The 13,284-nt window shown below is 46.1% G+C and carries 12 protein-coding genes; 3 read left to right on the top strand and 9 right to left on the bottom strand.

Annotated features, from left to right (window positions below; genetic code table 11):
• The first annotated feature begins 220 nt into the window (after positions 1 to 220).
• A complete protein-coding gene (locus tag ACK5NH_RS08865; RefSeq protein ID WP_416919302.1) occupies positions 221 to 1,690 on the top strand; it encodes a peptide MFS transporter in 1,470 nt (489 codons plus the stop codon).
• A gap of 172 nt (positions 1,691 to 1,862) precedes the next feature.
• On the opposite strand, the gene ACK5NH_RS08860 is transcribed toward ACK5NH_RS08865, so the two are convergent.
• The gene (locus tag ACK5NH_RS08860) at positions 1,863 to 2,966 is read right to left on the bottom strand and encodes a response regulator (protein WP_416919300.1); all 1,104 of its coding nucleotides are present in this window, start codon (positions 2,964 to 2,966) and stop codon (positions 1,863 to 1,865) included.
• Between the two features lie 123 nt (positions 2,967 to 3,089).
• Complete coding sequence (locus tag ACK5NH_RS08855) at positions 3,090 to 3,875, bottom strand: VacJ family lipoprotein (RefSeq protein WP_416919298.1); 786 nt, start codon at positions 3,873 to 3,875, stop codon at positions 3,090 to 3,092.
• A 221-nt stretch (positions 3,876 to 4,096) separates the two neighbouring features.
• Between ACK5NH_RS08855 and ACK5NH_RS08850 the strand changes: the two genes are divergently transcribed.
• Both ACK5NH_RS08850 and ACK5NH_RS08845 read left to right on the top strand, forming a co-directional pair.
• Positions 4,097 to 6,106 (top strand): flagellar hook-length control protein FliK, encoded by a 2,010-nt coding sequence (locus tag ACK5NH_RS08850; RefSeq protein WP_416919296.1) that lies wholly within the window; start codon positions 4,097 to 4,099, stop codon positions 6,104 to 6,106.
• Positions 6,107 to 6,118: 12 nt separating this feature from the next.
• A complete protein-coding gene (locus ACK5NH_RS08845; protein ID WP_011625705.1) occupies positions 6,119 to 6,430 on the top strand; it encodes an EscU/YscU/HrcU family type III secretion system export apparatus switch protein in 312 nt (103 codons plus the stop codon).
• Between the two features lie 26 nt (positions 6,431 to 6,456).
• Here the strand turns inward: ACK5NH_RS08845 and ACK5NH_RS08840 are convergent, their stop codons facing one another.
• The 7 genes from ACK5NH_RS08840 to ACK5NH_RS08810 form a co-directional block, all read right to left on the bottom strand.
• Positions 6,457 to 6,855: a DUF2802 domain-containing protein gene (locus ACK5NH_RS08840; RefSeq protein WP_011622093.1), complete on the bottom strand. Its 399-nt coding sequence runs from the start codon at positions 6,853 to 6,855 to the stop codon at positions 6,457 to 6,459.
• A gap of 152 nt (positions 6,856 to 7,007) precedes the next feature.
• Positions 7,008 to 7,502, bottom strand: coding sequence for a chemotaxis protein CheW (locus tag ACK5NH_RS08835; protein WP_011073088.1), 495 nt, complete (start codon positions 7,500 to 7,502; stop codon positions 7,008 to 7,010).
• A 7-nt stretch (positions 7,503 to 7,509) separates the two neighbouring features.
• Positions 7,510 to 8,505: a chemotaxis protein CheW gene (locus tag ACK5NH_RS08830; RefSeq protein WP_416919293.1), complete on the bottom strand. Its 996-nt coding sequence runs from the start codon at positions 8,503 to 8,505 to the stop codon at positions 7,510 to 7,512.
• Positions 8,489 to 9,280: a ParA family protein gene (locus tag ACK5NH_RS08825; RefSeq protein ID WP_220057691.1), complete on the bottom strand. Its 792-nt coding sequence runs from the start codon at positions 9,278 to 9,280 to the stop codon at positions 8,489 to 8,491. Before ACK5NH_RS08825 ends, ACK5NH_RS08830 begins: the two co-directional genes overlap by 17 nt.
• A gap of 63 nt (positions 9,281 to 9,343) precedes the next feature.
• Complete coding sequence (locus ACK5NH_RS08820) at positions 9,344 to 9,859, bottom strand: membrane anchored protein in chemotaxis locus (protein ID WP_416919408.1); 516 nt, start codon at positions 9,857 to 9,859, stop codon at positions 9,344 to 9,346.
• Positions 9,860 to 9,872: 13 nt separating this feature from the next.
• Entirely contained in the window at positions 9,873 to 10,997 is a 1,125-nt protein-coding gene (locus ACK5NH_RS08815; RefSeq protein ID WP_416919291.1) for a protein-glutamate methylesterase/protein-glutamine glutaminase, read from the bottom strand.
• 18 nt (positions 10,998 to 11,015) lie between these two features.
• Complete coding sequence (locus ACK5NH_RS08810; protein WP_416919289.1) at positions 11,016 to 13,277, bottom strand: chemotaxis protein CheA; 2,262 nt, start codon at positions 13,275 to 13,277, stop codon at positions 11,016 to 11,018.
• Positions 13,278 to 13,284 lie beyond the last annotated feature (7 nt).

Below are 13,284 nucleotides of genomic sequence, written 5' to 3'. Positions count from 1 at the left end.
TTATTCAATTTCACGCTAAAAATATTACTTTTATTATAAAAACGTAACAATAACTCATACGTAAGCCGTCGTAATTCAACAAGTTACTCTTGCCTTAAAGCTTGGGTTAATCAATGAATTCTTAGCGGATAAATGAGAAGAGCAATAACCATTTTTCTGTGGTGACATCATCCTGTTACAGGGGCGCCACAGGCAATCACGAGCTTAAGGTGGACACTTCATGAGCGTAGCAAAACCACAAGGGACGATGCTTGGTCATCCCAAGGGCCTATTCCTACTTTTTACAACCGAACTTTGGGAACGTTTTAGTTATTATGCAATGCGCGCCATTCTGGTGCTGTATTTAGTCGATAAAGTTCAGAGTGAAGGGGGGCACGGTTTAGGGTGGTCGCAAGCCGATGCGATTTCACTCTATGGAACATTTACAGGCCTTGTTTACTTAACACCTTTACTTGGTGGTTGGTTAGCTGACACCTTTTTAGGCCAACGCCGCGCCATTATGATTGGCGGTACATTAATGGCCGCAGGTCAATTTATCCTGGGTACTCCTCATGCTTGGGTTCCAGGTATGGAAACCGAAGTCTTCTATGTGGGCTTAGGTACCTTAATCCTAGGTAACGGCCTCTTTAAACCCAATATTTCCACTATGGTGGGCGATCTGTACGAAGAAGGCGATCATCGCCGTGACGGTGCTTTCACCATTTTCTACATGGGTATCAACGTTGGTGCTTTCCTATCGGGCATTATCGTAGGTTCTGTTGTCGCAGCTTATGATGGCAACTTCCAAGCCGGCTTTATCTGTGCGGGTATTGGTATGATCCTGTCGTTAATCATTCAGCTTGTGTTCGCACAAAAATTACTCGGTAACATTGGCAGAACTCCAGCAGCTAAACTTGAGCGTGAAAAAGCTGCTGAAAAAGGCGAAGTACGTAAAGAACCTCTCACCAAAGTTGAACGTGACCGCATTAAAGTCATCATGGTAATGGGTCTATTTACTATCATCTTCTGGGCAGGCTTTGAGCAAGCTGGCGGCCTGATGAACCTGTTCACTAACGACTTTACCGACCGCATGATCGGCACTTGGGAAGTACCAACCACTTGGTTCCAATCATTAAACGCAATGTTTATCGTGATTTTTGCACCTGTCGTTGCCTCTATATGGGTACGTCTAGGTAAGAATGAACCCAACTCACCTGTTAAGTTTGCTTTAGGCCTAGTTCTATTAGCCATTGGCTTCTTATTTATGATCGGTGCCGTGGTTGAAATGGGCGGTGATGCTTCAGCTAAATCGAGCATGTGGTGGTTAGTGGGTGCTTATTTCTTCCATACCATGGGTGAACTTTGCTTATCACCTATCGGTTTATCTATGGTGACTAAGTTAGCCCCACTACGTATTGCTTCATTAATGATGGGAGCTTGGTTCCTCTTCGTTGCTGCTGCTAACAAAATTGGTGGCGTGGTTGGTTCATTCATCGGTCATGGTGGCGAAAAAGAAGAACAGCTTGCCAATGCGATGGCCATTTTTTCCGGTATCGCCATTACCGCTGCGCTTTCTGGCGTAATCTTATACTTTATGGCAGACAAGTTAGTCGACTGGATGCACGGTGCCGAGAGCAAACACCAGTCTGAAGCCGAAGCTTTGGAAGATGAGATTGCCGTCACCGGTGAGCACGAAGCGATTAAACGCTAATTAGCTTCACATTGAGTCAATAAAAAACGCTGCCCTTGGCAGCGTTTTTTATTAGCGGTTTGAAATGGTTAACGAAGAGATAGAATTTATCTCAATAAAAAGCAGAGTATCAACCCTCGCAAATATCGACATTCGTCGTGATGTATTTGCCCCCACCATAAACAATTTGATTTTATGAGCTCAATTGCATAAAACCACCCGCAGGAAGCTGCGGATCATAAACGAGCCCTTTGAATTGGTTTTCTAATAGCTGCTGCTTATGTTCGGGTTCACTTGTGGCAATACAGAGCTGCTCCTGCGGCAGTATGGTCCGAAACTGAATACTGGGTTTACCCCAATCTAACATACCTAATTGCAAACTATCTGAAAGCGCTAGTGGGCTTAACCCCTCATCATTACGCAAATAACATCTCAGTCCCTTTCCAGATTGGGCAATCGCAGCGCGGTAACGAGTTAATTCGATAGCAACGTAAATAATATCCACAGTAATATCGAGACCAGATTTGACTAAACGTTCATTCAAATAACTTAGCATATTAAATGGCTCGATAATGGTCTTGCTTTGACCACTACGATAACTTTTGAGCTTTTGGTTAACAAAGCTGCGCAGCAGCACACAGGCAAAAGCCGCTCGATTGTCTTCAGGATAGAGATGGGCCATGTACATGATAAGGTAATCACTGCCCACCATAGTGGAATCAATAAAGTAGCTGCTGATATCACTACTCTTAAACAAACTGTAATCCACTTTTGCCATAGGATAGCTAATGTTAGAGGCAGGAAAAAGTTGCTGCTGAACTTGCTTTGCCGCTTCAACGCTTTGTTCTAACAGAACCAAGTTGTCCTTGAGTTCTTGATTCGATAAAGCATCAAACTCGGCTTGAGTCACGTTGTCCGAATGGTTACGTTGTAAACCCTGTTTAATCGCTTGTTCAATGATAAACAAATCTGGAACTGGTTTAACGAGATAATCGCAGGCTCCAACGCGCAGGGCTTCTACCACATCCGCCATCACGTTATTACCCGAAATCACAATTGAAGGCACCAGAGGCTCTAATTTACTCATTTCTTTGAGCATATCGAGGCCACCGAGCTTTGGCATACTGAGATCGGCAAGGATAATATCGAAACGTTGTTGCTTAAAAAATGACAGTCCCTGCTCACCATCACAGGCCTGCACCACTTCGGCACCGCGGCCACTTAAAAAAGTGGCGACGATTTGCCTAAAGACGGGGTCGTCTTCGACTAAAAGAATAGAAACATCATTTAACGCCATAAAGATTCCCGAATAACATTTATTGCGATAGCAATAACTCAATCATGACATCGGAAGAATCATTCAATATACGGCAAGGGCTTGGTTGCAAAAAGGTTTTACAGCCAAGTACAGCGCATAAGCTTACTCAAGTTCCTGCATGTACTGATCGAGCAACTCATCATCTTCTTGTTTTTGAGGAACATTACCATCATAGACTTTATAGTCCATGTGTTGTAAGTACGCATCTTTCACGAAGGTATAGGGATCGAGCGCATTATCAACAAGCCTTTCTTGGTCAATCGCTGACGCTCTCGCATGGAGACTTTTAAGTCCCCATTTAACAATGGATTGCCACACTGTTAGCTCAGATAATGGGAAGTATAGACCATCAACCCAATCCGATGCGAGTTCTCGCACTACATAGGGACCGGCAAAGGGTGCCATAAAATACGGCCCATTCGGCACACCGTAGTAACCTAAAACTTCGTTAAACTCATCTTGCTTACGTGGCATCCCCATCATATCAGCCACATCGAACACCCCGAGCAAGCCGATTGTCGTATTCACCGTAAAACGTCCGCCAGCATTGGCCGCCCAGCCCCATTTACCCTGTAAAGCATTGTTAACGAGGCTGCTGGGCTCCTCCAAATTCTGTACGAAGTTATTTATCCCCGTTTTTGCGGGCAATGGCAGATAATCGTTATATCCATGGGCAATAGGGCGATAAATATATCTATCTAAATACAGATAGTTAAAGTCCCACATTGCACGGTTAAATCCCTCAAGGGGATCTCGAGGATCATCGTAAGTAATCTTTACTGCTGAAGCCGTATCCTTTGGAGTAGTATCGGGCACTGTCGTCTCTGCCCCATACACCTTAGGCAGTAGTGCAAATCCTAAAAGTACCCCTAGCCATTTCAACTTCATATTGCTCTCTTAAATAAATGTACTGCTTAGATATCGAGTTTTGCTAAAGTGACCAAGGACAAGTGACGATAAAAGATCATTCATCTGAGTGGCATACTCTAGTATGACAGAGAAACTGTCGTTGTTTTTACAAAGCGCATAAGCATACTTGGCAAAACATTTTGGTCAATTGTTAATTTTTCAAAATAGCGTGCCGTTAGATACACCAACAAGGGCCTCACATGGAGTCGATTCCACTTATTAACACCGCCAATGCGCAATTAATCACTTCAGGGACATCAAACGATGCCACCAGCGCGACTCCGCGGCCAATTCCTGCTGAGGTACAGGTTTCTCCCGAAGGCGATAGTATTATTCTAAACGGTACAGAATTTAATTTAAAGCTTGTTAATGCACAGCAAAGACAAGCCTTGATTGTGGCAAGTAGTTTTTTAGTGAATCAAATCGTTCCACAAACCAATGCCAATGGAACTGTACCTAACGCGCAATTATTGACCCTAGGCTCAACTCTGACGCTAAAATTGCCGGACGCAATTGCACAACTGGCGCAGCAAAATGGCATACCCTTGGAAAAGCTCTATACACTAGCAGCGAGGCCGCAAGGGTATCCGCTACCCAATGTCACTGTTACAACGAAAGAATTTCAATTTGCTAACGGGACTGTGGTGCCACAGGATCCAGGTACTAGACTCAGCGCAGGTGAATTCCAAGCGAATATCAGCCTCTCTCAAGGCCGACCTATTCTAGTCTTGACCCCAATACTGAGCAAACTCGAAATCCAAATTGGCGCGCCAATAAATGAAACTCAACTTCCCATTATTGATAAGCAAGCCGCCAATCTGGTGCTCACTAAAACTGAACCTGTTCAGATAATTGCCACATTTTTACGCAAACTTGAGGGGCTCACACCTCAAGCTGAATTATCAAATACACCAAAACCAAGCATTCAAGCACAAGTGCTAACTGAGAACAAAGCGGCTACGGGGACAACGCCCTTTTTAGTAACAGATAATCCAACCAACAAAGTCAGTGCATCGGCGCTTAGTGTTCAAACCAGTCTACAAGAAAATACTGAACCTAAGCTGACTGCTGTTAATCAAAAGTTAAATCCCGAAATTCAATCCCCTGGGACGGTAAAGACTCAACAAAAAGCCTCCTCTTTGGAGATAAATCTCACTGAGGCTAAAAATACCACTTCCAACACTCAGCCAACTCGCGATGAGAATATCCGTAACACTGCATCGGCAACGCTATCGGCGAATGCGATGAAATCAGAGGCGGCATCAACCACCTTGGCAAAATCGGTCTTGACCAGTAATGAACTCCCCTTAAATTTCAAACCTCTGGCTGCTGAGGCACAATTAACGGAGAAAACCAACAAAGCCAGCGAAACGACACTCAGTGTCAATGAGGTATTACAAAAAGCCTTTACCAAAGCTGGCGCACTACCGTTAGAACAAATGCTAACGCGTGGTGGTACCAATCTTGCGGCTGAGCTATTAAAGCATTTACCACATTTGGGCCCACCAACATTAGGGCAATTGAGCGACCCGGGAGAGCTTAGAGACACTATGTTTGGGCTTTCAGCCTTGAACCTTGCCGCTCCACAACTTAATCAAGCCACAGTTTTGATCAATGCCAATGCGATTACCTCGCTATTTCAATTATTACTGGGGTTCAGAGCCAATAATACAAACAATACCGTTAGTCAAAAACTGGCAGATTATTTAGAGCAACTACAGGCCAAAACGGGCCTGTCGAGCAATCTGCTTGGACAATTGAGTAAAGCCGGAGGACTTGAAAGCATGGGGCAATTGGCTTCAAGTTTACACCTCTACCAGCAAGCCAGCGGCGAGAACAACGGCAATCTGGCGTGGTATTTTGCTCTGCCCTATGGGATCAACCAGCGACATGAGCAGCTTGAGGGGAAATTTGAACGAGATGCCAATGACGATGAACAGCAAAAGTATATAGGTTGGCATTTGCAGTTGAAGTTTAATCTTGCACAGGGACCGCTGCTGATTTCGGCACGCTTTCATCAGCAAGTGTTAGATATTCAATTTAAAGGTAATAGTCAGCAATTACTCAATCGCGTCGATAACTTCTTAGTGCCACTGGGCCAAAAAATATCCCAGCTAGGCTTTACTCCTGGGGAGCTTTCCACTCAAATTGCCCAAGTGCCTGCTACCCTACTGCCTGGCGATCATTTTTTAGTAAAAACAAGCGCATAGAATTGAGAACGAATGATGGATGAAGAACCTAAAACTCAGCAAGCCGTCGCCTTAAGCTACGATGGAAAACATGCCCCTAAAGTTGTGGCATCGGGGGAAGGACTCGTTGCAGATGAAATCATTGCGCTAGCAAAAGCGTCTGGCGTTTATATCCATCAAGATCCTCACCTTAGCAATTTTTTGAGATTACTCGAATTAGGTGAGGAAATTCCGAAAGAACTTTATCTGCTGATCGCAGAACTGATTGCGTTTGTGTACATGTTGGATGGCAAATTTCCTGAGCAGTGGAATAACATGCACAAGAAAATTGTAGAGAAAGCCTAAAATAAGGGCGAGCCGACTTTGTCTGCCTATTTCCGATGCAAACGGATTAACAGTTCTGCCTCGGCTTTAGGCAGCTCACACTCTTTAATGAGTTCGTCCACTCCCGCACCTAGTGCGACCATCTTCATCGCACGGGTATAGAGTTTGGCTTGAGGATCCTGCTGAGTCGACTCTTCGATACGCTCGGATTGTTGATGTAAGCGCTTCTCAAGCTCGATAACACGCCGTCCCATGCCAATAGTGCCGCTGCGAAGCTCCTGCAATTCACGTTTAAAAGACTCACGTTGGCGATCGCCTTCTTTGACTAGTACGGTTAACGCTTCAACTTTACTGCGCAACTTACTCAATTGTTTTTGGAGATAAAGGACTAATCCTAAACACGCAATCACATAAACTAAGGCTGCGATTAAAAATTCATCGCCCATTAATCATCCTTACGCATCACAATAAACTGAAATCCACAATGCAAAGGCTCATCAAACGGTAATCTTAATGATTAATCAATGGCAAAATGCACCATTTGCATCATGAAAAGAAAGACGACAGATTAGTTAATCTGTCGTTTCATGCTGGAAGCCTAGAGTTGATTTAACTCAGCCCATTCTTCATCGGATAATAACTTGTCTAAATCAACGAGGATCAGTAGCTCATTATCGCGATTACTGACGCCTTGGATAAACTTGGCGCTTTCTTCGGTACCGACATTCGGCGCATTATCAATTTCAGAACGGCGCAGATAAACCACTTCAGCCACACTATCCACTAAAATACCAATCACTTGTTTTTCTGCTTCGATGATCACAATACGGGTCGAATCATCCACTTCCGCCGATTGCAGGCCAAAACGTGAGCGAGTATCGATAACGGTCACCACATTGCCGCGGAGGTTAATGATCCCTAATACGTAATGAGGTGCGCCAGGCACAGGGGCAATCTCGGTGTAACGCAACACCTCTTGCACCTGCATCACATTGATACCATAAGTTTCGTTGTCTAACTTAAAGGTAACCCATTGTAATACTGCATCATCTTTACTTGCAGCCACGGCCGCGACATTTCTTGTATCTTTCATGTTTACCTCAACCAATGGAGTCCTGACAGCCTAAACCCGCATCAAGCATTTCAACTAAGGCTTGTACGTGCAAAATGCCACACATTTGTTCTTTCACTACACCAGCTAACCAAGGACGTTTCCCCGCTTTGCTGCGCCAGTTTACTTGCGATTTATTAATTTTTACTGCATTAACGAGAGACTCACAAGCTAATCCCCAATTACTGCCTTCTAATAATACAAGATATTGATAATTTACCGATTGCGCCAGTTTATCCGTGTATTTTTCTGGCATGACCCAAGCACAAGTATCAACAAGATTTAACTGCTCTTCCCTATGGGTTTGCACCCCTAAAAACCACGAAGGACGCCCAATAATATGATTAATCCGCTCAACCTTAACGATCCCGCCAAGACTCACTAACGGCACGGCTAAGGTCAACCCTGCCACCTTAAAGAATAGTACTTGAAACTCATCATCGAGTACTTCTTGCAGGTCTTTTGTGATACTCGGAGGAGCAAAGCCAACCTGAGTCTCGGGTGTTGTCTCAATGACAATCTCGCTATCTACCACTGCCGATGGCTGCTCAAGTGGCGCAGCGCGAGACGGAGTACTCTCCTCATGAGCATCTTCCTGAACTTGAACCACTTCAGATGAAACTTCGGTAAATACCTCCGCAGGCTTGTCCTCAACCGCAACCGTTTTTAATACCGGTGCAAGGAGTTTTTCCAAAGCCTGTTTATTGACTAAAGGCGTTGGCTCCTCAAGATGAGGCACACTGCTGGCAGGCTTTGCCTTCAGCGACTGAACTTCAGCGGCAATGGTTACGCCCGCATGGGCCTTAGCCAGACTACGCTCGGCTAAAATGGCATCATCGAGTAATTGTGCTTCATTTTTTTTCCCAACCAACGGGACCGCAGCCTCGTTTTGAGGTTTATTTGGGGAAGCAACAGCCTTGCTGTCTTCTTCATGCAGCAATAATTCAAAAAAATCAAAAACAGTTTCATCAACCGATTTTGACATGGCCAAACTCCCCAGCTAAAAGAAAATCTAATAATCGCTCGTAAGCTTTCACGCCACGACTGCCGCTTGCATAATGAGAAGCGGGTAAATGTGCCAAACTGGCATCTCTAAACTTAGTATCAACGGGGATCACATCTCGCCAAAGGCTATCGCCATATTGTTCACTCAGCACCTGTAAAGCCGCTGGTGATGCCTTAGTGCGTTTATCGTACATAGTAGGCACTACAGTATAGCTGTAACGAGTTTTCTTAGAACGTCCCATGATCTCCATGGTTTTTACCATACGCTCCAGCCCTTTTATGGCTAAAAACTCGGTTTGCACAGGGATCACTATGTGTTGACTAGCTGCAAGCGCGTTCACCATCAACACCCCTAACACGGGAGGACAATCCACAATCGCCACATCGTAATCATCGGCGACGAGCGCCAGTAAGTTACGAAGCACTAGCCCCATGCCTTCTTGGTGCCCTAAGGCTCTATCGAGGGTTGCCAATGCCATAGTGGCGGGCAGCAAATCTAAACCATCGACTAAGGTGGGTACTATGTGGGACTTCACTAAGTCCGTCGTCAGACTCTTATGCGCCACAAACACATCAAACAACGAACCGGGAACCTCTTCAGAGTCAATGCCAAGATAATAACCAAGCGATGCATGGGGATCGGTGTCAATCATCAGTACACGTTTACCCCGTTTAGCGAGAGCCCCCGCTAAACTGGCTACTGAAGTGGTTTTTCCAACCCCACCTTTTTGATTCGCAATGGTCCAGACTTTCAAAGAACTGACCTCTTAAATGTTGATTTTCTGCTATTCATCATGCAGGTTTGCGTAACACAAACATTACTCGCCTTCCCTTGTGGTCACTCTTATGCCACCGTTAGGTAGACTAATGACCTTCACCCCATCGGCGTTTTCTGAAATAACCACAGGTACATTATTCGGTTGAGATTTCGCTGCCGTCGATAGGACGGATGAGGTCTCTGGGCGCAATGATTCAGGCACAGGGTCAACGGCGGTTTGTTGCTGCGACTGTTTATCATCAGCCGGTTTCTCAAGCGTTGGCGGAATTTTCGTTTCGGGTGCCGAGAAAGTCTCGGGGCCTAAGGTCACCGCCTTTTGCTCTCCGGGTGAAGCCAGCTTTAACATTGCTTTGGTTTGATCCGGATGGGAAGCTAACCAAGTTGCTATCGCTTGTGCTTGTTCATCCGGTACCATAAGCAAAACCTGTGTCGATTCTAATCGCTTTACATCATCGCGTAATGCAATGATTTTTCGATGATAATCGAAACTTAAAGCCGCTAGACACAGTATGGCTATCGCCATTAACACAATGATAAGCAAAATATTGGTGCTTATCTGTGTCTTGGACTTAGCCACGCGCAGACTCTTTTAAAATCGACTCAGCCATGTTATCCAGCGAAATAGACTGAGTAGCGATACCGGCACTTGCCACCGCCTGCGGCATACCATAGACCACGCAGCTCGCTTCATCCTGTGCCCAAATGGTCGCGCCCGCAGATTTCAGCATACGCGCACCTTCGCGGCCATCGGCCCCCATACCCGTCAACACCACAGCCAACACATCACCACCAAACGCTTTTGAAGCAGAAGCAAAGGTGATATCGACGCAGGGCTTGTAGTTCATCTCCGCGCTACCTGCCAAGACTTTGACACGGCCCGTGACACCCGTACGCTCAACCATCATTTGCATCCCACCGGGCGCTAAATACGCGCATCCTGGACGCAATACATCACCATTAGCCGCTTCTTTGACTTCAATCTTACACAAACCATTTAAACGATTCGCAAAGGCAGGTGTAAAGGCCGCTGGCATGTGCTGGATAAGTAAAATAGGGTGCGGATAATTTGCTGGGAACTGAGTTAAAATCTTTTGCAAAGCAACAGGCCCGCCCGTCGATGTGCCTATCAACAATAACTTATATTGTTTACCACTTGGACGAATAGACACAGCAGGTGAAGAGCGAACCGGCGCAGGTGCAGGTTGCACATGTGTTGATGCGCCACCTAATACTGAACTCGCGCTCGAACGAGATGGCGGCGTTGGTGCGGTAGGACGCACCACAGGACGGAAAATCCGGCGACGACCTAAAGCCTTAACTCTTTGCTGCAATAGCAGAATGGCGTCATCTTTATTAGTCGCAATATCTTCAAAGCGCTTAGGTAGAAAATCAAGAGCACCCGCATCTAGGGCATCAAGAGTGGCCTTGGCACCATCATGGGTCAATGAAGAAAACATCAAAATAGGCGTCGGACACTTGGCCATGATCTCACGGACAGCTGTAATACCATCCATTACCGGCATTTCAATGTCCATTGTAATGACTTGCGGATTAAGCTCGGCAGCCATCTTCACCGCTTCGGCCCCGTTAGAGGCCGTTGCGATCACTTCCAGTTCAGGATCTTGATTGACTATTTCACTAACACGTCGTCTAAAAAAACTCGAGTCATCAACGACTAATACTTTAATGGCCATTCCATTCCTTATTGGAAACTAACTTTTATTTTTCGCATAATGCTTTAACAATCCAGGGACATCCAAGATGAGCGCAATTCCACCGTCGGAAGTGATTGTCGCCCCCGCCATGCCAGGCGTGCCATGCAACAATGCACCAAGGGGTTTAATGACCACTTCTTCTTGTCCAATTAAAGCATCGACAACAAAACCAATTTGCATCATTCCCAGCTGTACAATCACCACATGACCATGCTTTTTGTCGCCATGTTTAAAACTGGTTCGATTGCGATGTAACCACTGTTCGAGATAGAAAAGCGGTACCGCCTTGTTGCGGACTATAACCGTAAGCTGCCCATCGACAATATTGGTCTTGGTGAGGTCGAGATGGAAAATCTCATTCACGCTGGATAAAGGCAACGCAAACACCTGCTTAGCAACGTCCACCATTAAGGTCGGCATAATCGCCAAGGTCAGCGGCACTTTGATCTCAAGTATGGTGCCCTTGCCTTTCATCGAGTCGATATGTACGGTTCCGTTAAGCTGGGTAATACGGGTTTTCACCACGTCCATCCCCACACCACGGCCGGAAATATCTGAAATTTCCACTTTTGTCGAGAAGCCTGGCGCAAAAATCAGGTTATAAGCTTCACTGTCTGTCATCCGCGCCGCGGTATCCTCATCGAGTACCCCACGCTTGATGGCAATTTGCTTTAACTTTTCAGGATCCATACCTGCGCCATCGTCTTCGATTTTCAGCAGGATATGGTCACCCTCTTGGCTTGCAGACAGAGTAATAGTGCCCGTTCTTGGCTTGCCACTAGCCTCACGATCATTTGGCATTTCAATGCCATGGTCTACTGAGTTACGCACTAAGTGCACTAACGGATCCGCCAGCGCCTCAACTAAGTTTTTATCTAGATCGGTCTCTTCACCTACGAGGACTAAATCGATTTCTTTATTCAGTGTACGGGCTAAATCACGTACAACCCGAGGGAAACGACCAAACACTTTTTTGATTGGCTGCATGCGCGTTTTCATGACCGCACCCTGCAAATCAGCCGTGACCAAATCTAAATTCGCCAATGCTTTAGACATTTCTTCGTCATCACGACTAATGCCTAAACTCAATAAGCGGTTACGGACTAACACTAATTCGCCGACCATGTTCATGATTTGGTCGAGCCGAGCGGTATCGACACGAACGGTGGTCTCACCCTGAGGCACATTGGCTGAAGCTGCTGCGGCCGCTTTTGCTGGCACTTTTTCAGCAACAGCTACGTCTGTTTTGGCTTTAACAACAGGAGGCGTTGCTGGTGCGGCAGCACTTGCTTTGGGAGCTGCTGGCGCAGAAGGTGTAGCTGCACTTGGGCTTACTTTCGCAGGTTCGACTTTAGCTACGGCTTTTGCTGGCGCGCCGCCTTTGCCATGTAACTCATCGAGTAGACGCTCGAACTCATCTTCGGTGATTTCGTCGGAATCGACCGGAGCTGCCGCAGATGCTGGCGTTACAACCGCTTCAGCCTTAGGCTTGGCGGGCGCTTCAACTTTCCCTTTAAACTTACCAGAGCCGTGCAGCTCATCGAGCAGCGCTTCAAATTCATCATCGGTGATATCATCACTGGCACCAACTGTCGCTTGAGGCTTGCTGACATTCTGCACTGCTGGCGCAGCATCAACTTGAGGCGCCGAAACGCCTGGACCTTTTCCTGCACCATGAAGCGCATCGAGCAAGGCCTCAAACTCAGCCTCATCGATTTCATCAATGCTTGAATCTGAGAGCTCTGATTTTTCAACCGGCATTTCTTCTACGGCAGTAACTTCAACGACAGGTTCGATAATAGGTTCAGGTTCTGGTTCAGGCAGAGATTCAATTTCTGCGCTACTTTGACCTGATTCGGAAGGTAACGGCTCACCAGAGCTCAGCATTTTTAATTTAGCGAGTAATGCAGGGTCTGCGGGATCTTGTTGCTCACCTTGTTGGGTTTGAGCAAACATAGTGTTAATCGCATCGACAGCCTGAAGAATGATGTCCATTAACTCGGCAGAGACACTGCGCTTGCCTGTGCGTAATAAATCGAAGGTGTTTTCTGCCTCGTGGCAAACATCCACCATGGGAGTAAGACTAAGGAAACCTGCGCCGCCCTTTACGGTATGAAACCCCCTGAAAATGGCATTTAGCAAGTTAGTATCATCAGGATTGTTTTCAAGCGCGACGAGTTGCTCTTGTAGCAACTCAAGAATTTCACCCGCTTCAATTAAAAAGTCCTGGAGTATCTCTTCATCTACATCAAAGGCCATCAAATTG

The sequence above is a fragment of the Shewanella sp. genome (assembly GCF_047975355.1).
Taxonomy (GTDB): domain Bacteria; phylum Pseudomonadota; class Gammaproteobacteria; order Enterobacterales; family Shewanellaceae; genus Shewanella.
This window is presented reverse-complemented; position numbering and strand designations above follow the sequence as displayed.